This is a genomic window from Nonomuraea sp. JJY05 (assembly GCF_043496855.1).
Taxonomy (GTDB): Bacteria; Actinomycetota; Actinomycetes; order Streptosporangiales; family Streptosporangiaceae; genus Nonomuraea.
Window position 1 is genome coordinate 1 of sequence record NZ_JBIEIS010000029.1, and the last position, 23,369, is coordinate 23,369.

22 protein-coding genes are annotated in these 23,369 nt (G+C 69.3%); 15 read left to right on the forward strand and 7 right to left on the reverse strand.

What is annotated here, in order from left to right; genetic code table 11:
• Positions 1 to 146 precede the first annotated feature (146 nt).
• From nuoI to ACFKCF_RS37545, 7 genes are all read left to right on the forward strand, one after another.
• A complete protein-coding gene (gene nuoI / locus ACFKCF_RS37515; RefSeq protein ID WP_350733440.1) occupies positions 147 to 662 on the forward strand; it encodes an NADH-quinone oxidoreductase subunit NuoI in 516 nt (171 codons plus the stop codon).
• Complete coding sequence (locus ACFKCF_RS37520; protein ID WP_394500056.1) at positions 655 to 1,464, forward strand: NADH-quinone oxidoreductase subunit J; 810 nt, start codon at positions 655 to 657, stop codon at positions 1,462 to 1,464. The genes nuoI and ACFKCF_RS37520 overlap by 8 nt, the downstream gene beginning before the upstream one ends.
• On the forward strand, positions 1,461 to 1,757 hold the full coding sequence (nuoK, locus tag ACFKCF_RS37525; protein ID WP_185069996.1) for an NADH-quinone oxidoreductase subunit NuoK: 297 nt from the start codon (positions 1,461 to 1,463) through the stop codon (positions 1,755 to 1,757). Before ACFKCF_RS37520 ends, nuoK begins: the two co-directional genes overlap by 4 nt.
• A 70-nt stretch (positions 1,758 to 1,827) precedes the next feature.
• A complete protein-coding gene (nuoL, locus tag ACFKCF_RS37530) occupies positions 1,828 to 3,675 on the forward strand; it encodes an NADH-quinone oxidoreductase subunit L (protein WP_394500197.1) in 1,848 nt (615 codons plus the stop codon).
• Positions 3,675 to 5,234, forward strand: a complete 1,560-nt coding sequence (locus ACFKCF_RS37535) for an NADH-quinone oxidoreductase subunit M (protein WP_394500058.1) — start codon at positions 3,675 to 3,677, stop codon at positions 5,232 to 5,234. Before nuoL ends, ACFKCF_RS37535 begins: the two co-directional genes overlap by 1 nt.
• Positions 5,231 to 6,814, forward strand: coding sequence for an NADH-quinone oxidoreductase subunit NuoN (gene nuoN / locus ACFKCF_RS37540; protein WP_394500060.1), 1,584 nt, complete (start codon positions 5,231 to 5,233; stop codon positions 6,812 to 6,814). Before ACFKCF_RS37535 ends, nuoN begins: the two co-directional genes overlap by 4 nt.
• An 11-nt stretch (positions 6,815 to 6,825) precedes the next feature.
• Positions 6,826 to 7,815, forward strand: coding sequence for a polyprenyl synthetase family protein (locus tag ACFKCF_RS37545; RefSeq protein WP_394500061.1), 990 nt, complete (start codon positions 6,826 to 6,828; stop codon positions 7,813 to 7,815).
• Here the strand turns inward: ACFKCF_RS37545 and rarD are convergent.
• Positions 7,783 to 8,706, reverse strand: coding sequence for an EamA family transporter RarD (gene rarD / locus ACFKCF_RS37550; protein WP_394500062.1), 924 nt, complete (start codon positions 8,704 to 8,706; stop codon positions 7,783 to 7,785). The genes ACFKCF_RS37545 and rarD overlap by 33 nt on opposite strands.
• Before the next feature lie 123 nt (positions 8,707 to 8,829).
• Between rarD and msrA the strand changes: the two genes are divergently transcribed.
• On the forward strand, positions 8,830 to 9,486 hold the full coding sequence (msrA, locus tag ACFKCF_RS37555; RefSeq protein ID WP_394500063.1) for a peptide-methionine (S)-S-oxide reductase MsrA: 657 nt from the start codon (positions 8,830 to 8,832) through the stop codon (positions 9,484 to 9,486).
• 371 nt (positions 9,487 to 9,857) lie between these two features.
• On the opposite strand, the gene ACFKCF_RS37560 is transcribed toward msrA, so the two are convergent.
• The 3 genes from ACFKCF_RS37560 to ACFKCF_RS37570 form a co-directional block, all read right to left on the reverse strand.
• Positions 9,858 to 10,925, reverse strand: a complete 1,068-nt coding sequence (locus ACFKCF_RS37560; RefSeq protein ID WP_394500064.1) for a hypothetical protein — start codon at positions 10,923 to 10,925, stop codon at positions 9,858 to 9,860.
• Positions 10,926 to 11,249: 324 nt separating this feature from the next.
• Positions 11,250 to 12,446, reverse strand: coding sequence for an MFS transporter (locus ACFKCF_RS37565; protein WP_394500065.1), 1,197 nt, complete (start codon positions 12,444 to 12,446; stop codon positions 11,250 to 11,252).
• Positions 12,446 to 13,276: an NAD(P)/FAD-dependent oxidoreductase gene (locus ACFKCF_RS37570; RefSeq protein ID WP_394500066.1), complete on the reverse strand. Its 831-nt coding sequence runs from the start codon at positions 13,274 to 13,276 to the stop codon at positions 12,446 to 12,448. The genes ACFKCF_RS37565 and ACFKCF_RS37570 overlap by 1 nt, the downstream gene beginning before the upstream one ends.
• 78 nt (positions 13,277 to 13,354) lie before the next feature.
• Here ACFKCF_RS37570 and ACFKCF_RS37575 point away from each other — a divergent pair, with 78 nt between their 5' ends.
• A complete protein-coding gene (locus tag ACFKCF_RS37575; RefSeq protein ID WP_394500067.1) occupies positions 13,355 to 13,933 on the forward strand; it encodes a helix-turn-helix domain-containing protein in 579 nt (192 codons plus the stop codon).
• Between the two features lie 206 nt (positions 13,934 to 14,139).
• On the opposite strand, the gene ACFKCF_RS37580 is transcribed toward ACFKCF_RS37575, so the two are convergent.
• Positions 14,140 to 15,129 carry a DUF5937 family protein gene (locus tag ACFKCF_RS37580; RefSeq protein WP_394500068.1) on the reverse strand — a complete coding sequence of 330 codons (990 nt, stop codon included), beginning with the start codon at positions 15,127 to 15,129 and terminating at the stop codon, positions 14,140 to 14,142.
• Positions 15,130 to 15,230: 101 nt separating this feature from the next.
• Here ACFKCF_RS37580 and ACFKCF_RS37585 point away from each other — a divergent pair, with 101 nt between their 5' ends.
• Positions 15,231 to 16,097 (forward strand): isocitrate lyase/phosphoenolpyruvate mutase family protein, encoded by an 867-nt coding sequence (locus ACFKCF_RS37585; protein ID WP_394500069.1) that lies wholly within the window; start codon positions 15,231 to 15,233, stop codon positions 16,095 to 16,097.
• A 260-nt stretch (positions 16,098 to 16,357) separates the two neighbouring features.
• Positions 16,358 to 17,602 (forward strand): cytochrome P450, encoded by a 1,245-nt coding sequence (locus ACFKCF_RS37590; RefSeq protein ID WP_394500070.1) that lies wholly within the window; start codon positions 16,358 to 16,360, stop codon positions 17,600 to 17,602.
• Here ACFKCF_RS37590 and ACFKCF_RS37595 read toward each other — a convergent pair.
• Positions 17,532 to 20,375: a BTAD domain-containing putative transcriptional regulator gene (locus ACFKCF_RS37595; protein WP_394500071.1), complete on the reverse strand. Its 2,844-nt coding sequence runs from the start codon at positions 20,373 to 20,375 to the stop codon at positions 17,532 to 17,534. The genes ACFKCF_RS37590 and ACFKCF_RS37595 overlap by 71 nt on opposite strands.
• 337 nt (positions 20,376 to 20,712) lie before the next feature.
• Here ACFKCF_RS37595 and ACFKCF_RS37600 point away from each other — a divergent pair, with 337 nt between their 5' ends.
• Positions 20,713 to 21,132 (forward strand): VOC family protein, encoded by a 420-nt coding sequence (locus ACFKCF_RS37600; RefSeq protein ID WP_394500072.1) that lies wholly within the window; start codon positions 20,713 to 20,715, stop codon positions 21,130 to 21,132.
• Here the strand turns inward: ACFKCF_RS37600 and ACFKCF_RS37605 are convergent.
• On the reverse strand, positions 21,123 to 21,746 hold the full coding sequence (locus tag ACFKCF_RS37605; RefSeq protein WP_394500073.1) for a TetR/AcrR family transcriptional regulator: 624 nt from the start codon (positions 21,744 to 21,746) through the stop codon (positions 21,123 to 21,125). The genes ACFKCF_RS37600 and ACFKCF_RS37605 overlap by 10 nt on opposite strands.
• A 68-nt stretch (positions 21,747 to 21,814) precedes the next feature.
• On the opposite strand from ACFKCF_RS37605, the gene ACFKCF_RS37610 reads away from it, so the two are divergent.
• From ACFKCF_RS37610 to ACFKCF_RS37620, 3 genes are all read left to right on the forward strand, one after another.
• Positions 21,815 to 22,180 carry an MmcQ/YjbR family DNA-binding protein gene (locus ACFKCF_RS37610; protein WP_394500074.1) on the forward strand — a complete coding sequence of 122 codons (366 nt, stop codon included), beginning with the start codon at positions 21,815 to 21,817 and terminating at the stop codon, positions 22,178 to 22,180.
• Between the two features lie 35 nt (positions 22,181 to 22,215).
• On the forward strand, positions 22,216 to 22,731 hold the full coding sequence (locus ACFKCF_RS37615; protein ID WP_394500075.1) for a GNAT family N-acetyltransferase: 516 nt from the start codon (positions 22,216 to 22,218) through the stop codon (positions 22,729 to 22,731).
• Between the two features lie 241 nt (positions 22,732 to 22,972).
• Complete coding sequence (locus ACFKCF_RS37620) at positions 22,973 to 23,350, forward strand: hypothetical protein (protein WP_394500076.1); 378 nt, start codon at positions 22,973 to 22,975, stop codon at positions 23,348 to 23,350.
• Positions 23,351 to 23,369: the final 19 nt, after the last annotated feature.

Genomic DNA, 23,369 nt, shown 5'->3' on the forward strand with positions numbered 1-23,369 from the left:
CGTCAACCAGCGGCGCAAGGAGGCCCAGAAGGCCCAGGTCGAGGCCGAGTTCGAGGAACTGTCCGAAGAGCCGACGGCAGGTGGCTTCCCGGTGCCGCCGCTCGATCTGCCGCACTACCACGGGGTGCAGCACAAGGAGATTCCCAGTGGGACTAACTGATTGGCTGAACCCCGTCAAGGGCTTCGGGGTCACCTTCCACACGATGTTCAAGAAGCCCGTCACGACGAACTACCCGGAGGAGAAGAAGCCGACGGCTCCTCGCTTCCACGGGCGTCACCAGCTCAACCGCTGGCCTGACGGGCTGGAGAAGTGCGTCGGCTGCGAGCTGTGCGCCTGGGCGTGTCCGGCCGACGCGATCTTCGTCGAGGGCGCGGACAACACCGACGAGGAGCGGTTCTCACCGGGTGAGCGTTACGGGCGCACATACCAGATCAACTATCTGCGGTGCATCCTCTGCGGTCTGTGCATCGAGGCCTGCCCGACCCGGGCGCTCACCATGACCAACGAGTACGAGCTCGCCGACACCTCCCGCGAGAGCCTCATCTTCACCAAGGAGATGCTCCTCGCGCCCCTGACCCAGGGCATGGAGCAGCCCCCGCACCCCATGCGGCTCGGTGAGACCGAAGAGGACTACTACCGGCTGGGGCGGACCAATGGGTGAGACCGTCACGTTCTGGGTGCTCGCCGTCGTGTCCGTCGGCGCCGCGCTCGGCATGGTCTTCAACAGGAAGGCCGTGTACTCCGCGCTGATGCTCGGCACGGTCATGCTCAGCCTCGCGGTCCTGTACGCCGTGCAGGACGCGCCCTTCCTGGCCGCGGTGCAGATCATCGTCTACACCGGCGCGATCATGATGCTGTTCCTGTTCGTGCTCATGCTGGTGGGCGTCGACTCCTCCGACTCCTTCGTCGAGACGCTGAAGGGCCAGCGCGTCTGGGCCTCGCTCGCGGCCCTCGGCTTCCTGGTCCTGATCGTCCTGGCCTTCGGCAACGCGATCTTCGCCGACCAGGCGGGGCTGGCGCAGGCCACGGCGCAGGGCGGCTACATCCGCTCGATCGCGCTGCTGCTGTTCACCAAGTACGTGTTCGCGTTCGAGATCACCTCGGCGCTGCTGATCACGGCGGCGCTGGGCGCGATGGTGCTGGCGCACCGCGAGCGGCTCACCGAGAAGCCGACGCAGAAGGACCTGGCCCGCGCCAGGTTCCTCGGCGACCAGCCCTCGGCGCTGCCCGGCCCCGGCACCTACGCCAGGAGCAACGCCATCGACATGCCGGCGCTGCTGCCCGACGGGTCGGTCGCTCCGTCCTCGGTCAACCGGTACATCGCCCGCTACGACGTGGAGCACGACCACCTGCCCGCCGACCCGAAGCTCGCCGAGGCCATCAAGCACACGGCCGAGGAAGACGCCGAGGAGCGCGCCATCGAGCGGGACGACAGCGAGCAGAACAATGAGGTGACCAAGTGACGACGCACTACCTCGTCCTGTCCGGCCTGCTGTTCGCCATCGGCGCTCTGGGCGTGCTGATCCGGCGCAACGCCATCGTGGTGTTCATGTGCGTGGAGCTCATGCTCAACGCCTGCAATCTCGCCTTCGTGACCTTCTCCAGGCAGGTCGGCAACCTGGAAGGCCAGATCATCGCGTTCTTCGTGATGGTGGTGGCCGCGGCCGAGGTCGTGGTCGGCCTGGCCATCATCGTGACGATCTTCCGAACCCGCAGGTCCGCGTCCGTCGACGACGCCAACCTGCTGAAGTACTAAGAGGTGACTGGTGGAATCTCCTGTTGAGATCATCCAGCACACCGGCGGCGTGATCGGGGTCTCCTGGCTGATGATCGCCCTCCCCCTGGTGGGGGCGGCCATCCTGCTGGTGCTGGGCCGGTTCACCAACCGCTGGGGCCATCTGCTGGGCGTGGCCATGTCCCTCGCCTCGTTCGTCGTGGCGGTGCTGGCGTTCTTCGAGCTCATCGGGTTCGGGGACGAGCAGCGCCGGCGGGCGGTCGAGCTTTACGACTTCATCCCCGGCATGGTGAAGATGGGGCTGCTGATCGACCCGCTGTCGATCAGCTTCGCGCTGTTGATCACCGGTGTGGGCTCGCTGATCCACATCTACTCGATCGGCTACATGTCGCACGACGAGCACCGGCGCAGGTTCTTCGGTTACCTGAACCTGTTCGTCTCCGCGATGCTCCTGCTGGTGCTGTCGGACAACTACGTCGGCCTGTTCATCGGCTGGGAGGGCGTCGGTCTGGCGTCGTACCTGCTGATCGGGTTCTGGCAGTTCAAGCCGTCGGCTGCGGTCGCGGCGAAGAAGGCGTTCGTCGTCAACCGCGTCGGTGACTTCGGCCTGCTGGTCGGCATGTTCATCATCTGGACCACGTTCGGCTCGCTGACGTTCAAGACCCTCGGCGAGCAGATCACGCCGGGCCAGGAGAGCGGCACCATGCTGGCCATCGGCCTGCTGCTGCTCCTCGGCGCGTGCGGCAAGTCCGCCCAGCTCCCGCTGCAGTCCTGGCTCCTGGACGCCATGGAGGGCCCGACCCCCGTGTCGGCCCTGATCCACGCCGCGACCATGGTCACCGCCGGCGTCTACCTGGTGGTCCGCTCGGGGGCGTTCTTCTTCCCCGAGGGCTCGGGCGCGGCGCTCGCCGTCTCCATCGTCGGCGCGGCCACGCTGCTCGCCGGTGCGATCATCGGTTGCGCCAAGGACGACATCAAGAAGGGCCTGGCCGGTTCGACGATGTCGCAGATCGGCTACATGATGCTCGGCGCGGGCCTCGGCCCCGCGGGGTACGCGTTCGCGATCGGTCACCTGATCACGCACGGCTTCTTCAAGGCCGACATGTTCCTCGGCGCCGGTTCGGTCATGCACGGCATGAACGACGAGGTGAACATGCGGAAGTACGGCGGGCTGCGCAAGGTCATGCCGGTCACCTTCGTCACGTTCTTCATCGGCTACCTGGCGATCATCGGGTTCCCGCTGCTGTCCGGTTACTTCACCAAGGACGGCATCATCGAGACCGCCGTCGAGCACAACCAGGTCCTCGGCTGGCTGGCCGTCCTGGGCGCCGGCATCACCGGCTTCTACATGTCGCGGATGGTCTTCATGACCTTCTTCGGTGAGAAGCGCTGGGCCGAGGACGCGCACCCGCACGAGTCGCCTGCCGTCATGACGTGGCCGCTGATCATCCTGTCGATCGGCTCGATCGGACTGGGCGGCTACCTCATCCTGAGCAACCGCCTCATGGACTTCCTCGCCCCGGCCGTCGGGGCGCCGGAAGAGCGGCCGGAATTCCACTTCGCCAGCACGCCGGGTCTTGCCACGCTCGCGCTCGTCGCAGTCGGGGCGGCCTTCGCCTGGATGAGGTACGGCCGGGCCGAGGTGCCGGTCCTGCAGCCGCGCGGCTCGTTCCTCACCACGTTCGCCCGGCGTGACCTGTACGGTGACGCGCTCAACGAGTCGCTCTTCATGCGTCCCGGCCAGTGGCTGACCCGGATCGCGGTGTTCTTCGACAACCGCGGCATCGACGGTCTCGTCAACGGCCTGGCCGCGGGCATCGGCGGCAGCTCCGGGCGCCTGCGGAGACTCCAGACGGGCTTCGCCAGAACGTACGCGCTGTCCATCTTCATCGGTGCCGCCCTGCTGACCGGCGCCCTGCTCCTCGTTGGGAACCTCTGATGTCACCCTGGCTTCCGATACTCATGGCGGTGCCCGTGGTGGGCGCCATCGTGGTGGCCCTGCTTCCCAAGGGCAGTGACAAGCTGGCCAAGCAGGTCACCCTGCTGGTCTCGCTGCTGACGCTGGTCCTCACGGGCGTCATGGCCGCCGGGTTCAAGCCGGCCGGTCCGCGCTTCCAGTTCACCGCCGAGTACAACTGGATCCCGAGCTTCGGTGTGAAGTTCGGAGTCGGCGTGGACGGCGTCGCGCTCGTGCTGATCGCGCTCTCGGTGGTGCTGGTGCCGATCGTGGTGCTGGCCTCCTGGCACGACGCCGACGGCGTCAAGACCGCCGACGGCACGCTCATCACGCCCAAGCGGTCGGTGAAGACGTACTTCTCGCTGCTGCTGGTCCTCGAGACGATGATGATCGGCGTCTTCGCGGCGACCGACATCTTCCTCTTCTACGTGTTCTTCGAAGCCATGCTGATCCCGATGTACTTCATGATCGGGTCGTACGGCGGCGCCCAGCGGTCCTACGCGGCCGTCAAGTTCCTGCTGTACTCGCTGTTCGGCGGCCTGCTCATGCTGGTCGCGGTCATCGGGCTCTACGTGGTCGGCGGCAGCAAGACCTTCATGTTCCCCGAGCTGATCGGGGCCGTGCAGGACCCGGCCATGCAGAAGTGGCTGTTCGGCGGCTTCTTCATCGCCTTCGCGATCAAGGCGCCGCTCTGGCCGGTGCACACCTGGCTGCCCGACGCGGCCGCGCAGGCTCCGGCCGGTGCCGCCGTGCTGCTGGTGGGCGTGCTGGACAAGGTCGGCACGTTCGGGATGCTCCGCTTCTGCCTGGAGCTGTTCCCCGACGCGGCCAAGGCGTTCACGATGCCGATCGTCGTACTGGCGGTCATCAGCATCATCTACGGCGCCATCGTGGCCATCGGGCAGACCGACATGAAGCGCCTCATCGCGTACACGTCGATCTCGCACTTCGGGTTCATCGTGCTCGGCGTGTTCGCCATGTCGTCGGTCGCCCAGTCCGGCGCGGCCCTCTACATGGTCAACCACGGCTTCGCCACCGGCGCGCTGTTCCTGGCCGCGGGCTTCCTCATCGCCAGGCGCGGCTCGCCGTTCATCGGTGACTACGGAGGCGTGCAGAGCGTCGCGCCGGTGCTCGCGGGCTTCTTCCTGGTCGCCGGTCTGGCCGGTCTCTCGCTGCCGGGGCTCTCCTCGTTCGTGAGCGAGTTCATGGTCATGATCGGCACGTACTCCAGCCAGGCTCACGGGTCGGGCGCCCTGACGGTGGCCGCGGTGGTCGCCGCGGTGGCCGTGATCCTCGCCGCCGTCTACATCCTGTGGATGGTCCAGCGGACCATCAACGGACCGACGGCCGAGCCGGTCAAGGCGTTCAAGGACCTGAACGCCCGCGAGATCTGGGTGCTGGCCCCGCTGGTCGCCCTGATCATCGGCTTCGGCTTCTTCCCCAAGCCGCTGCTCGACGTGATCAACCCGTCGGTGCACCAGACGCTGACCAACGTGAAGGTGCCCACCTCCACCATCGCTGAGAAGGGGACAGGTCAGTGAACTCCATCCCAGCGCCGACGATCGAGTACGGCACGCTGGCGCCGCTGCTGGTGGTGTTCGGCGCGGCCGTCATCGGAGTGCTCGTCGAGGCGTTCGCGCCCCGATACCTGCGTAAGTCGATCCACGTCCCGCTCACCCTGCTGAGCCTGTTCGGCGCGTTCGCCCTGGTGCTCGTGCAGGTGCTGCGCGGCAACGTGCCCACCGCGCCGGTCGCCATGGGCGCGGTCGCGGTGGACGGGCCCGCGCTGTTCATCTGGGGCGTCATCCTCGTCCTGTCGTTCGTGTGCGTGCTGCTGATCAACGACGAGGGCCACTTCGTCGCCTCGGCCGCGGCCGTGCCCGGCAGCGCCGACGAGGAGGAGGCCGAGGCCGCGGGCGGCGGGCACACCGAGGTGTACCCGCTGGTGCTGTTCGCGGTCGGCGGCATGCTGCTCTTCCCGGCCTCCCACGACCTGCTGATGATGTTCGTGGGCCTCGAGGTCATGTCGCTGCCGCTCTACCTGCTGTGCGGCCTGGCCCGCCGGCGCCGCCTGCTCTCGCAGGAGGCGTCCATGAAGTACTTCCTGCTGGGCGCGTTCTCCTCGGCCTTCTTCCTGTACGGCACCGCGATGGTGTACGGCTTCGCCGGCACCGTCTCGCTGCCGGGCATCAACGAAGCCATGGCCAGGAGCGCCTCGCTCGACCCGATCCTGATGCTCGGCCTCGCGCTGCTCGGCGTGGGCCTGCTGTTCAAGATCGGTGCGGCGCCGTTCCACGCCTGGAAGCCGGACGTCTACCAGGGCGCCCCGACGCCCATCACCGCCCTCATGGCCTCCGGCACGCTGGTCGCGGCCGTGGGCGCCGTGCTGCGGGTGTTCTGGGTCGGTCTGGGCAACCTCGACTGGAACTGGCGGCCGATCATCTGGGGCGTCGCCGCCCTGACCATGATCGTCGGCTCGATCCTGGCGATCACGCAGACCGAGATCAAGAGGATGCTGGCGTACTCGTCCATCGCGCACGCGGGCTTCCTGCTCGTCGGCGTGATGGCCACGTTCGGCTCCGCCGAGCAGAACGCGGTCTCCCTGAAGGCGATCCTGTTCTACCTGGCGGTCTACGGCATCACGACGGTCGGCGCGTTCGCGGTGGTCACGCTCGTGCGCGACCCGGGCGGCGAGGCCGGTCACCTGTCGCGCTGGGCCGGGCTCGGCAAGCGCGCGCCGGTGCTGGCCGGGGTGTTCGCCTTCTTCCTGCTGGCCTTCGCCGGCATCCCGCTGACGAGCGGCTTCTTCGGCAAGTACGCCGTCTTCGCCGCCGCTCTGAACAGCGGCACGCAGCCCGGCGACTCGATGGGCGGCTGGATGGCCGGCCTGGTCGTGGTGGGCGTGGTGGCCTCGGCCATCGCCGCGTTCTTCTACGTCCGCGTGATCGTGCTGATGTTCTTCAGCGAGCCGGCGGCCGACGGCCCGGCGATCGCGGTGCCCAGTATGGGGACCGTGGCCGTCATCGCCGTTTCGTTGCTGGTTACCGTAGGAGTGGGGCTCTACCCGGAGTCCGTGCTCGGTGTTGCCAACGACGCTGCTCACAGCCTGTTCATCAGATAAGGGGATCTCGTATGTCTGCGCCTCCCGTGGTTGACCTTCCCATCGAGGACGAACGGCTGGCGCAGGACGTGGCCACCGGACTGGCCGCGGTCGAGAAGCTCCTGCGTTCGTCGGTGGAGAGCGAGGACGCCTTCGTCACGGAGGCGTCCAAGCACCTCATCGAGGCCGGCGGCAAGCGGTTCCGGACGCTGATGGTGCTGCTGGCCGCGCAGTTCGGCGATCCGTCCGCGCCGGGGGTCGTGCCCGGCGCGGTGGTGATCGAGCTGACCCACCTGGGTTCGCTCTACCACGACGACGTCATGGACGAGGCCCCGGTCCGCCGGGGCTCCCCGTCCGCCAACGCCCGGTGGGACAACACCGTGGCCATCCTCACCGGCGACTATCTGTTCGCCCAGGCGTCCGACCTCCTCGCGGACCTCGGTCCCGAGCTGATCCGCATCCAGGCCCAGACGTTCTCCCGCCTCGTCCAGGGGCAGATCCGCGAGACCGTCGGCCCGCGCGACGGCGAGGACCCGATCGGCCACTACCTGAGCGTGCTCGCCGACAAGACGGGCTCCCTGATCGCCGCCTCCGGCCGCTTCGGCGCGCTGCTGTCCGGCGCGCCCGCGGACGTCGAGGAGCGCCTCAGCCGCGCCTGTGAGGCCATCGGCGTGGCCTGGCAGCTCGGTGACGACCTGCTGGACGTGGCCTCGTCCGGCGCCCAGTCGGGCAAGACGCCCGGGACCGACCTGCGCGAGGGGATCAAGACCCTTCCGGTTCTGTACGCTCTGGCGTCGGAGGAGCCGTCGCGGCTGCGCGAGCTGCTGGCGGGGCCGGTGGCCGAGGAGGATGTGGAGGAGGCGCTGACCCTGCTCCGCGCCGATCCCGCGATGGCGCAGGCGCGGGCGGAGCTGGAATCCTGGGTGGACCGCGCCCGTGCCGACATCTCCGGCCTTCCCGACATCCCCGCCAGGTCCGCATTTTTGGCGCTATGTGACTACGTGGTCCAGCGTTCCGGCTGATTTCCTGACCCGCTTGGCGGCGCGAGCAGCCCTGAAGCCGTCGTACGTGAAGATCGCCAGGGCCAGCCAGACGATCGAGAAGCCGATCCACCGGCTGGACGGCATGGTCTCCTTGGCGATCAGCACGCCGCACGCGAACTGCAGGACCGGCGCGATGTACTGCAGCAGCCCCATCGTGCTGAGCGGCACCCGGATGGCCGCCGCCCCGAAGCAGATCAGCGGGATGGCGGTGCCGATCCCGCCGCCGATCAGCAGCAGGGCGTGCCCGAGGCCCTGGCCGGCGAACGTCCCCTGCCCGCCGGCGTGCAGGAAGAAGATGTAGCCGAGCGCCGGGAGGATCAGCACGAGGGTCTCGATCGCGAGACCCTCCGTGGCCGGCACGTTCGCCCGCTTCTTCAGCAGCCCGTACACGCCGAAGCTCACGGCCAGCGTGAGCGCGATCCACGGCAGCCGTCCGTAGTCGAACGTCAGCACCAGCACCGCCAGGGAGCCGAATCCGACGGCCACCCACTGCAGCGGCCGCAGCCGCTCCCGTAGCAGCACCACCCCGAACAGCACGTTGACGAGCGGGTTGATGAAGTAGCCCAGGGCACTCTCGACGACGTGCCCGCTGTTGACGGCGTAGATGTACGTGCCCCAGTTGAGGGTCACGACCATGGCCGCCAGCACCAGCAGCCCCAGCTTCATGGGCTGCCTGAGCAGCGGGCGGAACCAGGACCAGTGCCTGCGCACCGCCAGCACGGCCGCGACGGCGACCAGTGACCACACCATCCGGTGGGCGAGGATCTCAACGGCTCCGGAAGGCTTGAGGAGCGGCCAGTAGAGGGGGAAGAGCCCCCACATCGTGTAGGCGGCGATCCCGAACAAGACACCGCGCCGAAGGTCAGGCATGAACCCCATCTTCGGCCATTACCACCTTTAAACACAAACGCCTCTCACTATGCGGAAATGTGTAGAGGTCCTAAAGCGTTAGGGCCTATGTACTCTGGGACGAGACCTACTGGAGGTAGTGCCATGGGCTGGCTGTTCGGCGGCAACAAGACATCGATGGTCCGACCCGAGGACGCCCTCCCCGGTCGCCCGGACCCCATGCCGATCCCGTCCCGTCACGCGGTCCTCGACGCCCCCCTCACCCCGCCGGAGGGCCTCGAGATCGCCGACTTCGGCCTCGGCTGCTTCTGGGGCGCGGAGCGCAAGTTCTGGCAGACGCCGGGGGTCGTCACGACGGCGGTCGGATACCAGGGCGGCTACACGCCCAACCCGACGTACGAGGAGGTCTGCAGCGGCCTCACGGGGCACACGGAGGCCGTCAGGGTGGCCTTCGACCCGGCGAAGGTGTCGTACGAGGAGCTCCTGAAGGTCTTCTGGGAGGCCCACGACCCGACCCAGGGCATGCGCCAGGGCAACGACGTGGGCACGCAGTACCGGTCGGCGATCTACTACCACTCACCGGAGCAGCAGAAGGCCGCGGAGGCGTCGCGGGACGCGTACCAGCAGGTCCTGAAGCAGGCCGGCTACGGCGAGATCACCACCGAACTCGCCCCCGCTGGCCCGTTCCACTACGCCGAGGACTATCACCAGCAGTATTTGTTCAAGAACCCGAACGGCTACTGCGGCATCGGCGGCACGGGCGTGACCTGCCCGGTCGGGCTGACGTTCGGCGACGCGTAGGCGTGCGGCGAGGGCGAGGGAAAGTCAAGCGGTGCGGATGCACTGCCGTGGGTTCACGGGCACCTCAAGGACGACGGCATGAGTGCCGTCGGCATCGATGAGGTGCTCCTCCACGGTGGGACCGGCGACAGCCAGGCGGTGGCGGTGCAGCCAGCCGAACAGGTCCTGTCCGGCGCGGACCACCCCTGCTGAGGGTGGGACGACGGCTCGTACGACGGTGGGCCGGCGGTACCTGCGCAGGCAGCAGGCGGTCGCTGCTGCTCTTGATCACCGGCCCGAGCCGCAATAGACGGCTGCTGCGGCATCGGTGGGACCGGGGTCTCCTGCCCGGTCGGACTGACGGCGATTGTCGTGCTTCGGCTGGAAGGCGTTCACTGCCCCCAGTGCCGATAGGGCTCCTGCAGCTGCGTCTCGAGGATCTCGGTCGCCGACTCCTGGGGCAGGATCGGGTCGGGGGACTTCTCCTTCCAGGGGTAGTCGAACAGCCAGGAGAACGGCTCGTCCTTCTCCAGGCGGTCGAAGTACGTGCCTTCTTCGTCGTGATAGAGGTCAACGTATTCGACGTAGGCGATCTGAGGCAGCAGCAGCTCGGCGTCCGCGGGGATCATGTCGTACCAGAAGCCCATCTGCTGGTTGAACTCGCGCAGGTACTGGCGGGCTCGCTCGTCGTCCTCGTTGTCCTCGCCGCCGGCCCACTCCCACAGGTCATCGATCTCGAAGTCGCCGACGGCCTTGGCGCAGTTTTCCTTGTATCGCCAGTAGAGCTCGCCGAACGAGAGGAGCACGTCGCCCGTCCGGCCCGCGTCGTAGGCGAGCGTCTTCGCGCTGCCGTGCAGCATCCTGAGCGCCTGCTGACACAGCTCCGCCGCCTCGCTGCCCCACACCTGAGCCAGCCCCTTCGAGTGCCCCTCGATGGCGGACGCCGCATCGGCCATCCGGTCGGCGAAGTTGTGAAGCACCACGCCGAGGTCCAGCAGGCGCTCCGGATGGCTGCGTTCGAAGAACTTCCTGATGCCGTCCGCGCTGTTGGCCGAGACGTCCTCCTCGTGCCACGGCTCGGTGTCAGAGGGAGGCCGGGAACGACCCGGATCCTGCTGCCCGTGGACAACCTTGCGCAGCTTGTCCAGACGGCGGTCGAGGATTCCCTCGGCCGTGTCATAGCTCATGGCGGCGACGTACACCAGCTGGCCGAAGCCCTCGTGTGACTTGTGGAATGCCTCTGACCGCTCCTCGAGGTGAAAGAACTTCCGGTTGAGCGCTTCCATCATCTTGTCCGCAGATGCCCATGCGCCGTCCAGATCAGTGCGAGGGACGGGGACGGAGGAGTATGCGCCGAAGGCGGTCCCCATGACGTAGTGCCCGAAGGCGTCACTCGGCGTGCGATCCGAATGCGTTTCACCGCTGAGGGAGGTCTTCGCGCTGAGGGCGTCGATGACCATTTGCCTTGAGCGCTTCTTGAGCTCCGCCCGGTTGACGATTATCCCGCGCCCGGGCGCCGGCCAAGATCGGTCCAGCTCGAGACCGTTGTGCCACTGCCTCCAGGGTTCGGAGCTCGGGGGGTCCTGCATGCGCGTGTCCTTCCGGCGCTACGGGCCGATCACGACGGCCGAAGGAACGCCGTCGCCGCCGCCTACATACATGTTAGGCATAGCCGTAATCTTCCCGTCAAGATCGCGTAACCCGCGACTCGCCGGCCCTTCACCGTGGATCGCTCCAGGCGGGCTCCGCCGGGTCGGGTTGCCCTCGAAGTACGCTTCTGGCCTTCATCGGTGATCCGTTGCATGCGCCCGGTCCAAGAAGATGAGGGGTACGGCAGCCGCGGCGAGGGCGGCCCCGATCAAGCAGACCGATGTGAGAGCGGCTCCTCGCGTGAGTGAGGCGGCTGCCAGAACGGGGGTGATGCTGATGCCCAGCTGGAATGCCGACACGGTGGTGGCGCCGGCGAGGGTCGGCGCGCCGGCTGCGATGGCGAAGACGCGGCCGTAGAGGGCGGGGTTCAGCACGAACGCGCCGACGCCGATCAGGAAGACCATGGGCACCACCACCCAGACCTGCCGGATCGCGATAGCCAGCACGACCGACAGGATCACGACCGCCGATGCGCCCGTAAGGAGGGCGAGGTGAGGGCGCTGGTCGGAGACGCGGCCGCCGATGGACAGGCCGGCGAAGGCGCCGATCCCGAAAAGCGCGAGGATCGCCGGGATCCAGACCTCGGGGACGGCGGTGATGCCGGCGAGCATGGCTGACAGGTAGTTGAACGTGATCATGTACGCCGCGGTGGTCAGGATCGTGATCGCGTAGATGCCCCAGAGCAGCGGTCTCCGCATCGTGGCCAGTTCACGCGAGATGCCGGGCCGGTGGGTGTCCGGGGCGGTGGCGGGGAGCCCGAGGAGGCAGCCGATGAGGGCGGCGAGCGTCAGGGCCACGACGGCCCAGAAGCCGCCGCGCCATTGGACGAAGTGGCTGAGCAGCGTGCCCGCGGGGCCGCCGACGACCATTGCCACGCTGAGCCCGCTGACCACGACTCCGGAGGCGCGGGCGTTGCGGTCGGGTGTCACCAGGCTGATCGCGGTCACCGACGCGACGGCGAAGAAGCCCGCGTACGCGATGCCTGAAACCACCCTCGTCACCAGCAGGACCTGGTAGTCGCCCAGCAGGCCGACGACGATGGCGGCGGCGAAGAGGGCCTGGGTCGCCACCAGCGCGGTGCGGCGCGGCCAGCGCAGGCTGACCACGGCGAACGGTGGGCCGCCGATCACGACGCCCAGCGCGAACGCGGTGATCAGGAACCCGGCCGAGGAGAGCGTGACGTCCAGATCGGCGGCCACCGCCGGCAGCACGCCGGCCAGCAGGAACTCCGCGCTCCCCATCGCGAACAGGCTGAAGGCGAGCAGGTACACGCCGGCGGGCAACCTGTCGGAGGGAGTGTTCCGGGACGTCCTCGCGATGGTGCCGGCCATCAGATCGCACCCCCGACGTCGAGCCCGTCGGACGAGACGGCAGCGGACAGCTCTCGTTCCAGCAGCCAGGCGGTCATGCTGATGGCGGCGGTGGCGCCCGCGCCCGCGCCCGCGCCCGCGGCGGCGACGACCTGCGCCCGAGGGTTGACCACGTTCCCGGCTGCCCAGAGCCCGGGGACGTTCGTGGCGCCTTGGGGATCGACGGCGACGAGCCCGCTCACCGGGTCCTTGCCCGCGCCGAGCGTGGTCAGGATCGCGTCATGGGGCACCGGGCGAGGTGCCACGAAGACGACCTCGCACGTGACCGTCTCCCCGTTGCCGAGCTCGATCGCGACCCCGCCCCCGCCACTCGTTGAGACCCGAGCGACGCGCGCGTCGACCAGGCGCACGCCGTACGCCGTGAGGCGCTGCCGCTCGGCGGCGCCGACCTCGGTGCCGTTGACGCAGAACGTCACCGAGGAGCTGTGGCGGCGCATCAGCGCGGCCAGATGCGCCGACACCGCCGCCATCGTGCTGCCGATCACGACGATGGTGCGCCCCCGCACCTCGTAGCCATGGCAGTGGGGGCAGTGGTGCACCTCGGACGCCCACCGTTCGGACAGTCCAGGGATGCCGGGCAGTTCGTCGGTCAGCCCGGTCGCGACGAACTCCCTCGGTGCCATGCCGTCCTGGGTCAGGTACCCGTGCATGTGATCGGCGGGCCCGTTCCGGGGCTCGCCGCCGTCGACGACCAGAGTCGCGAACCGGGCTCTCGCGAGCACGACTCCGGCCGACAGGCCGGCGGCACCACCGCCGACGACGATCGTGTCCCACAGCGTTGTTGCGTTCATGCGAAGAGGATCGGAAGGCTGGTCCGGAATCGACAAACTTCGTTGCTGATTCCGGGACACATTGGTTTACTGCGGCCCATGGACCAGCAACCGAGCGTCAGCGGGGTGATCGAGCAGATCGCTCCCCGGCTGCGACGCGCCCGTGAGAAGAAGGGTGTCAGCCTGGCCGACCTGGCGCGCGCCACCGGCATCTCGACCAGCACGCTGTCCCGGCTCGAATCAGCTCAGCGCAAGCCGAGCCTCGAACTGCTCCTGCCGATCACCGCGGCGCTGGGCATCCCCCTCGACGAGATCGTCGCCGCACCCCGGATCCTCGATCCGCGCGTGCCGCAGCAGCCCACCAGGAAAGACGGCCGGGTGCTGATCCCGTTGTCGCGGCATCAGGGAGAGCCGCGCGCGTACAAGATGATCATCCCAACGCACGACGAAGAGCCCCACCTGCGGACCCACGCGGGCTACGAATGGCTCTACGTGCTGCGCGGACGGCTGCGTGTGAGACTGGCCGACCACGACTTCGTCATGGGCGCAGGCGAGGCGGCCGAGTTCGACTGTCAGATTCCGCACTGGTTCGGCGCCGCCGGACGAGGCAGCGTCGAAGTGCTCAGCCTGTTCGGCAAGCAGGGCGAACGCATCCATCTCCGCACCCCACGGCGCTGACACAGGAGCACATGCCACCCCGTGAGCCGGGCTGTCGTGATCGCTTCCCGTGGCTCAGGGCGATCTGACGGAGGCGCGGGGAGCGCGGCTGGAGCGACGGTTCCCGACGGGCAGCCCGAGAAGCACGCCCGAACGGGGTCGGCTTCGTGCCCGGGGGCGACGCGCGTCAGCTCGGGTGGTCAGCTTCTCTCCGCACTGGAGGTTTTCTACGCTTGCGCGGTGAGCAGGGCGTCGCCGAGGTCGGTGCGGGCGTAGAGCACCGAACGGCCCGCTCGGTGGGTGCTGGTCAGGCCGGCGGCCCGCAGGGCGGTGAGGTGCTGGGACACGCCCGCCGCGGAAAGGCCCGACCGTTGGGCGAGCTCGGTGGTCGAGGCGGGCGTGTCCAGTTCGGTCAGGATCAACGCCCGGGAACGGCCGATCACGGCGGCGAGGGCTTCCATGTGCGCATGCGTCCGGCGCTCCCACAACATGCCGATCCCGCGCGCCGGGTAGGCCAGCTGGGGCGGTTCGGACGCGACGGACCGGGTCAGCACCCGCGGCCAGGCGAAGACTGACGGCACCAGGAGCAGCCCGGCTCCGGTCTCGATCCTGGTGATGGCGCAGTGCCGCTGTACCAGGTGGAGGCTGCCGCCGGCCCAACGTACCGTGTGGTGCAGCTCGTCCAGCGCCTGGGCCGTACCCTGCTCGGCCACCTGGCGCCCCCGGTGGAAGATGTCCGCCTCCAGGGTCGAGCGGATCCTGGCCCAGTAGGGCGCGATCGCCAGCCCCCAGTAGAGCTCGATCTCCGCCACGATCCGGGGCAGGCAGCTCCGAGGAGTCCGGTGAAGGCTCCGCAGCCGGGGGGACAGAGCGCCTTCGCGCTCGGCGGCCAGGCGATCGACGTCCTGCCGGATCTGCTCGGGGTCGGCGGCCTCGATGGCGGCCAACTCGTCGGAGAGGTCGGGGGAGGGGGTCGCCGGCGCCGGGTTGAGGAAGTCGGGGAGGTGGCCGCTGGGCGGGATCATGTCGGCCAGCCAGCCGCGATCGAGGCCGGCGGCTGCGAGCCGGGGGCGTACCTGGTCGGCCCAGCCGCGGTGCGGGCGCGGCACCACCGCGGCGGCCAGCGCTCTGACGCTGGTGACGACTTCCCACATGGGCGAGACGGCGAACCGGGTCTCGGCCAGATCGTTCACCGAAAAGGCGAGCCGCGCCTTCATCCCACCGCCTCCAGGATTCGGTCTGAGCTTAATCAGTGGACCCTCGATCCTCTGCCCAGCAGTATCCCGGAAGCAGGACGATCCGAAAGGCAGTCACGTACATGTCAGTTGACATCTCCCCCTCCGTCTCCCCCTCTGCCGATGCCGCGACTCAGCGGAAGGCACGGCTGTTCCGCGCCCTGAGCGCCGAGCCGGTACTGGTGCTGCCCAATGCCTGGGACGCCGCCAGCGCGGCCGTCATCGCCGCGGCCGGCGCCACGGCGATCGCCACGACCAGCGGGGGCGTCTCGTGGTCGCTGGGCCGTGGGGACGGGCAGCGCCTCGGCCGGGACGAGATGGTGGAAGCCGCGCGGCGCATCGTGGAGTCCGTCGGCGTGCCGGTGACGGTCGACGTGGAGGGCGGCTACGGACCGGATCCGGCGGATGTCGCCGCGACCGTGCGGGCGGTGGTCGAGGCCGGTGCGGTGGGCGTCAACCTGGAGGACTCCACGGCCGTCGGCGGCCCTCTGTTCGACGTCGCCGAGCAGAGCGCCAGGCTGCGTGCCGCCAGGCAGGCCGCGGCCGCCGCGTCCCTGCCGGAACTGTTCGTCAACGCCCGTACCGACGTCTTCCTGTTCGGGATCGGTGCGTCGGACGGGCGGCTGGGCGAGGTGCTGGAGCGTACGGAGGCGTACGCGGAGGCGGGAGCCGACGGCATCTTCGTCCCCGGCCTGCTCGACCTGGACGCGCTGAACACCCTCTGCGCGGCATCGCCGCTGCCGGTCAACGCGATGGCCGTCGCGGGTGGACCGAGCGTCACCGAGCTCGCGCAGGCCGGGGTAGGCAGGGTCAGCCTGGGCACCGGGCTGGCCCAGGCCGCGTATGCCGCGACCCGGAGAGCCGCCGCGGAGCTGCTCGGCACGGGAGGCCTCACGGCGCTGGACGGCTCACTGGACTTCAGCGAACTCGACGTCCTGTTCCGCCGTTGATCGAACCCAGGAGGAGGCAATGGCGGGTGGGCAGGCGGTTTTCATGCGGGGATCATGCGCCTCGTGATTGATCGTGGTCAGTGACGTCAGTCGCGCTACGGAGGTTACGCATGAAGCACATCCGACACGCAGCCGTCCGCCTCGTGGGCCGGGTCCGCATGGGAGGCATGTACACCTACTGGAACTTCTTCAACTAAGAGGGCCGACGAGTGTCGCATGCACCTGGTTCGGAGCGGCCTCCCGGCCCCCGAGGGCACTGGTTGTTCGGCAACACCGAGGAGTACGACCGGGACAGGAACGGCTTCCTGGAACGGTGTCACCGCGAGTACGGGGACGTCTTCTCGTTCGACGCCCGCACCATCGTGGTGTCCTCACCGGATCAGGTGCATGCGCTGCTCACCCGGACCAACAAGGACTTCCTGGCCGAGAATTCGCCGCTGGCGGGAAGCACGGACACCGAGCGGATGGCGGCCGACGCCGAGCTGTGGACGACGACCCGCCGCGCGGGCTGGCAGGGGCTGCACAGGAGGGTCGCGCAGGCGCACGCCGAACGGCTGCGTGAGATCTTCCTCAGGACCGTCGGCGAGGGGGAGCTGGACGTGCTCGCCACGACGGCCGATTTCTTCGGCCGGGCGACCGCCGACTTCTGCCTGAGCGCCGACGCGGAAGGCGTGCCGGAGACGCTGGCCGAGAACGTCGCGGCCATCGACCCCCTCTCGCGTGACTCGCTGCAGCTCCCGCCGTGGTGGCCGTCGCGGAAGGTGCGGCGCTTCGCCCGTTCCCGCAAGCGGCTCCTGGCACTCATGACCGACATCGTGCGCCGCCGCCGTCAGGCCCCGGACTCCGCCGCCCAGGATCTCCTCGCCGTGCTGCTCGCCCCGGGCGATCAGCAGCTGTCCGACCTGCAGATCGAGCGCTTCCTGCGCGGGATCATGCTGGCCGCGCTGGGCGTTCCCGCCGCCGCGCTCACCTGGATCGTGTACGAGCTCAGCACGCGGCCCGACGTGCTGGCCCGGCTGGAGGCCGAGGCCGCGTCGGCCGGTGACGTCCCGGTCATGGGGGACCTGCCGTACACCGAGGCTTTCGTCAAGGAGGTGCTCAGGCTCTGGCCGCCGACCTGGCTGATCGGCAGGACCGTACGTCACGAGACCGAGCTCGACGGGTGGCGGCTCAAGACGGGGGACCAGGTGCTGTTCAGCCTGTATCGCCTGCATCGCGATCCACGCTGGTGGTCCGACCCGGACCGGCTGGTGCCGGAACGGTGGCTGGATCCTCGCGCCGCGCCCGTCAGGCACACCTATCTGCCGTTCGGCGCCGGGCCGAGGGTGTGCGTGGGGACCCAGCTCGGCATGATGCAGCTGACGTTGGCGACGGCCTGGCTGGTCAGCGGCATGAACCTGGCGCTTGTGCAGGGGACGGCGATGGTGCCCGACTTCAGCGGTCTGCTGGTGCCGCGTGACCTGAGGGTCCGGCTGGAGCGGAAGGCGGTGCGGCAAGGCGCCTGATCTTCTCCTGGACGTTCCCGGCTTCGATCGCGCGGTGCTGCCTGTGGTAGAGATCGAGCGCTCGCTGCCAGGCGTCGCGGGCGGCGGCGGGCCGGCCCGCTTCGTGGTGGGCGTCGCCGATGCGGACCAGGGTGTCGGCGCCCTGGTAGGCGTTGCCTAGTCTGTCGCGTAGTTCGAGGCACCGGCCGTAGTAGTCGAGCGCCTGATCGTGCTGCCCCGCCCGGTGGGCGATGTAGCCGAGGCTGTCGAGGGTGGCGGATTCGCCGTTCAGGTCCTCGTGTTGCTGGAACAGCTCCAGGGCCTGCTCGCAGTACGCCCGCGCCTGCGGATAGTGGCCGAGCCTGGCGTGGCACCAGCCGGCGGCGCTGAGCGCGTTGGCCTCCCAGAGGGGGTCCCGGAGTTCGCGCTGGAGGCGCAGGGCGTTCTCCACGTGCGAGATCGCGCGTTCGGGCGCTCCTCGCTCCAGCCAGGCGAACCCGAGGGTGTGGCTGGTATGCGCCTGCCCGGCGAGGTCTCCCTCCTGCTCGAACAGCTCGAACGCGAGCAGCAGGTGCTTCAGGCCGTCGTCGGGCCGGGAGTCCTGCGCGTAGGCGTACCCCAGGTACCAATGGGCGAAGGCCCGGGGGCCCGGCTGCCCCAGCCGCTCGGCGGCGGCCAGGGCCGTCTGCCAGGACTGGATGCGCAGCTCGTGCTGGCATCGCTTGTGGTAGGTGTCCATGGCCCACGCCAGCCGCCAGACGGCCGCGTCCAGGCCCAGCTTCTCGGCGTGCCGCTGCACGGCGATGAGGCTGGACTGCTCGTCCTCGAACCACGCCCAGGCCGACGCGGCGTCCTCGAACTCCCCCCGCTCGGGCTCGGCGGAGATCCGCGCGGCGAAGGGACGCTGGGGGTTCAGCAGCCGGTCGCCGGCGAACGCGGTGAGCACGTAGGAGTCGACCAGGCGGGTCAGCGCCTCCGTCCGCTCGTGATCGGGCAGATCGGACTGCGCGCGTTCGGCGGAGTAGAGGCGGACCAGGTCATGCGTGCGATACCGCCCGGGACGGTGCTGCTGGGTCAGGTTGGCGGCTTCGAGGTCCCGCAGCAGGACCTTGGCGCGGGAGCCGGGCAGGCCGGCGAGCGCGGCGGCCGACCGCAGGCTGAGGTCCGGCCACGGCGCCAGTCCCAGCAGCGCGAACAGCCGGGCGGTGGCGGGGTGCAGGGCCTCGTACGAGGACCTGAACGCGGCCCGCAGGTCCGCGTTCAGATCGCCGGTCTGCAGGGCGTCGAGGCGGGTGGCGGGGCTGCTCAGCTCCTCGGCGAGGACCGACAGGGGAAAGCCGGGATGCATGGCGGCGCGCGCGGAGAGCACGCTGATCGCCAGGGGGAGGCCGCCGCTGTGCTCCACGAGGGCGGCCGCGCTGCCGGGATCCGCGCCGATCCTCGACTCGCCCAGGTGGCGGCCGAGCAGGCGGCGCGTCTCGTCGGGCGTGAGGGCGTCCAGCCCGATCAGGCTGGCGCCGTGGGTGGCGTTCAGGCCCGGGAGGCTGTTGCGGCTGGTGATCACTACGACGCAGCCGGGGCTGCCGGGGAGCAGCGGTTCGACCTGTGCCACGTCGCGGGCGTTGTCCAGGACGACGAGCAGGCGGCGGTCGGCGACCAGCGACCGGTAGAGCCCGGCCTGGGCCTCCTCCCCGACCGGGATGACCGCCGCCGGGACGCCGAGAGAGCCGAGGAAGTGGCGCAGCGCCACATGAGCCGGCAGGGGGTCGCTGCTCGGGTCGAACCCGTGGAGGTTGACGTAGAGCTGGCCGTCGGGGAAGAGGTCGATGTTGTCGTGCGCCCAGTGCAGGGCCAGCGAGGTCTTCCCCATTCCCCCGGTGGCGCTGATGGCGGCGATGGCGACGCTGTTCCCGGTCCGGTCGCGGGCGAGGCGATCCAGCTCGGCGCGTTCGCCTTCGCGGCCGACGAAGTGCGGTGGCGGAGCGGGCAACTGCCGGGGGATCGGCGAGACCACCGCAGGCGGCTGAGGTTCCGGCGTCGTGTCAGAGGTGAGGATCCGCTGGTGAAGCTGTTGCAGCTCGCGTTCGGGCTCCAGCCCCAGCTCCTCGCTGATCCGTTCGCGCAGCCTCCGGTAGACCGCCAGGGCGTCGGCGCGCCTGCCGCTCCGGTGCAGCGCGAGCATGAGCTGACCGTGCGCCGACTCGCGCAGGGGGTGATCCGCCACGACCGCGGTGAGCTCGGTGACGGCTTCGGCGTGCCTGCCCGTCGCGAGCATGGCCGAGCCCCGCTCCTCCACCGCCTCCAGCCGCAGCTCCTCGAGCCTGGCCACTTCCGCCTGGACGAAGGAGCCGTCGATCCCGGCCAGCGGTGCCCCGTGCCAGAGGCTCAGCGCCTCGTCGTAGCGGGTCAGCGCGGTCTCCGGGTCACCTCCGGCCGCCGCCTTGCGGGCCTGCGCCACACCGTCGAGGAAGCTGGCCAGATCGAGCTGGCCGGGCGCCAGCCGCACGACGTACCCGGGCCGCTGCGTACGGATCAGATCGTCGCCCGCGGCGGCGCACGTCTTCCTGAGGTCGGAGATCAGCATCCTGACGCGGGAGGACGGGGAACTGGGCAGCGGCTCGCCCCACAGCGACTCCGCCAGCCGCTGGACCGACACCACGCGGTTGGCGCTCAGCAGCAGGATCGTCAGCAACGCCCCCTGCTTGCCGGTCAGCACCACGTGTCCGGCCTCGCTCCGGAGCTCCACCGGTCCGAGCACGCGGAATCTGGCCCGCGCAAGACCTTCAGAACTCACCGGCGACCTCCAGAGGGTGGAACCAGCTCCCCGATCGTGAGGATAGTCGAGGCTTGATCACCGTCTCCGGTCGTCGGGTGGCGACCGGCGCGTGGGCGTCGTCGGCCCCGCGTCCGCACTTCCGGCGCGGAGCAACCACGCCGGATTCGTATTGAGGTCGCCTTCTCAATTGGCGCGGCGATGTCGCCGCCGGACCTGCCATGTTTACTTCGCTGTCATCCGGATCTTTCATTATGAAATGAGTACGGCGCAGGCCGGTGTCGGCCACTGAATCACCGTCCAACCATGAAACCGCAGGTGGACAGGGGGATTCGGGCGGCAGAAAACGGAGGTATGCATGGACGTACGGCTGGACCATCTCGTCTGCTGGGTCTCCGACCAGCTCGATTCCCTGCGTTTCTACGAGCAGGTTATCGGCCTGCCCGGGGTGCGGGCCGAGGCGTTTCGCGAGGGAAAGGCGGCCTTTCCGAGCGTGCGGATCTCGGCCGAGACCATCCTCGACCTGATGTCGTACGAGGCCGCCAGAGGAGTGGACGAGGGCACCGGGGTCAAGGGCAGCACCGGGCATCCGATCAACCACTTCTGCCTGGCCGTCGGAAAGGAGGATTTCGACGAGCTGCAGGTCAGGCTGAAGCAGCACGGGGTCGAGATCACGGGCTCCGGCGTCAACTCCTTCGGCGCCCAGGGCATCGCCCCCGAGACGATGTTCTTCCCCGACCCCGACGGCAACGTGCTGGAGGTGCGCTACTACGAGTGACGGCGGAGCTTGGCCCGGGCGGCGCGGCGTACGAGGGGGCCCATGTCCTCCAGGGCCGTCACCAGGCCCGCCAGGCTCTCCAGGGCGTCGAACGCCTGGTTCGCGCCGTCCGGGTCCACTCCCTCGTAGAGCTCCAGGCCCACGAACGCCGCCGCCGTGGCCTTGGCCAGGCCGGGCACGTCCACGAACTCCGCCAGCGGCGACTTGGCCAGCACCCTTCCCAGCGCCTGCTCGACCTCCTCGATCCACAGGTTGAGGCCGGTGGTGGTGGCCGGCGCGAGTTTGGAGTCGGTCTGGCCGCCCGCGAGGAGCTGGGCGAGGGCGGCGACCGTGCCTTCCGCGCGTTCCTCCGCGTGCAGCGCGCGGCCGAGGTCGAGGAGCTCGCGGAGGGTGGTGACGGCGGCGAAGCGGGCGCGGTAGAGGGCGATGCGCTGCTGGGAGCCGCGCTCGACGGCGGCCGCGAGGAGCTGGTCGACGCTGCCGAAGTGGTAGAAGACGAGGGCCTGGTTGACGCCCGCCGCCGCGGCGATCGTACGGGCGGAGACGCCGGCGATGCCGTGCTCCTTGAGCGTCTCCAGCGCGGCTTCGAGCAGTTTGGTACGTGTGTCGGCCACCGGTCTCACGTTAGTGGGCTCCGGCGCCGCGGTTGGAACTGTCGGTCGGGTTTGGTACACAGGCGGGCATGGGTGTGAGCGTCGATGAGTTCCTGCAGCTGCTGGACGAGCTGCCCGGGGTCCGCATGAGCCACGGTGGCGAATGGATCGGCCTCAAGGTCCGTGACAAGGGCTTCGGCTACCTGTGGGAGGCGACCGAGACCGTGGGGCTGAAGGCCACGATCGAGGAGCAGATCGCGCTGGTGGCCGAGCGGCCCGAGGTGTTCGAGGTGCAGTTCACGGCCGGGAGGTTCGGCTGGGTGGTGGTGCACCTCGACAAGATCGACTCAGACGAGTTGTTCGAGCTGGTGGCCGAGGCCTGGTGCCTGACCGCGCCGAAGGCGATGGTGGCCGAGTTCGAGGCCGCACATCAAATCGGGCAGGGCTCGTTATAGGTGCATTACGGGTAATGTCGGGCATTGTGGGCGCTGTGCACGTTCGGTTGCGGGAGTGGCGCGCGGACGACGCGCCGGTCGTGCTGAGGGCGTTTCAGGCGCCGGACCTCCGGACGCAGGCGTCCTGGCCCGTCGTCACGCTCAAGGACGCCTCCGGGTGGATCACCGCCTGGCAGGGGGTGGGTCACGCGTTCGCCGTCACGGTCGAGGGCCCCGAGGGTGAGCGGGTGGTCGGCAACGTCGCGGTGTCCCGCCTCGACGAGCACGCCACCGGCTGGGTGTCCTACTGGGTGGTGCCCGAGGCCAGAGGGCGCGGCATCGCCGCGGCAGCCACCGGGGAGCTGGCGCGGTGGGCGTTCGGCGAGCTGGGGCTCTACCGGCTGGAGCTGGGGCACCGCGTCAACAACCCGGCGTCGTGCCGGGTCGCCACCAAGGCCGGGTTCCGGCCGGAGGGCATCGAACGCGGCAGGCTCCGTCACGAGGGCGTCCGCCACGACGTCGAACGCCACGCCCGCCTGGCGACCGACCCGCCGCTCCAGACCGGCGAGTGACGCCGAGCGGGTGGCGTCGCGCTATTGTCCGCATGCGTGCTCGAGCGCGCCAAGGAAGCGGGCGACCTCGGCGCTCCTGGCGGACGGCTACCGGCGAGGCGTGTTCCGGAAAGTGGGCGGCCTGTACTACTTCCGACACGACCTCCTGAGAGTGCGGCTGGCCCACCCTCACCGCTCTCAGTACACGGGCAACAGCGGAACGAATGGCCACTTGTCGGCCCGCTGATCTACCCTTTCTTGGGTGGACAGCGAGAGTCTGGCCGCGGCCGGTCTCCTGGAAGCCCTGAGCCGGGCGTCAGGGATGCTCGCGGAATTACATCACCCGTTCGTCAGAAGCGAGCCCTTCTCCTATTTCCTCCCGCCCGCGGGCGCCCGCGTCGGCAACAACCTCACGCTGCCCGACGGCCGCGAGGTCCGTTTCGAGGTCTCCATCGCCGTCTCCGGCGGCGCCTTCCACATCGAGGGGGCGATCACCGCGGAGGACGAGACGCTGTTCGAGCTGCCGCGCAAGAGCGTGCCGGACCTCCACGACGCCCTGGCCGTGCTCGACGACTACGCGGGGGAGGTGGTGGCCCCGGCAGGGCGGCTGATCGACCAGCAACTGGACGAAATTGTCTAATTGTCAGACAATGGCAAGC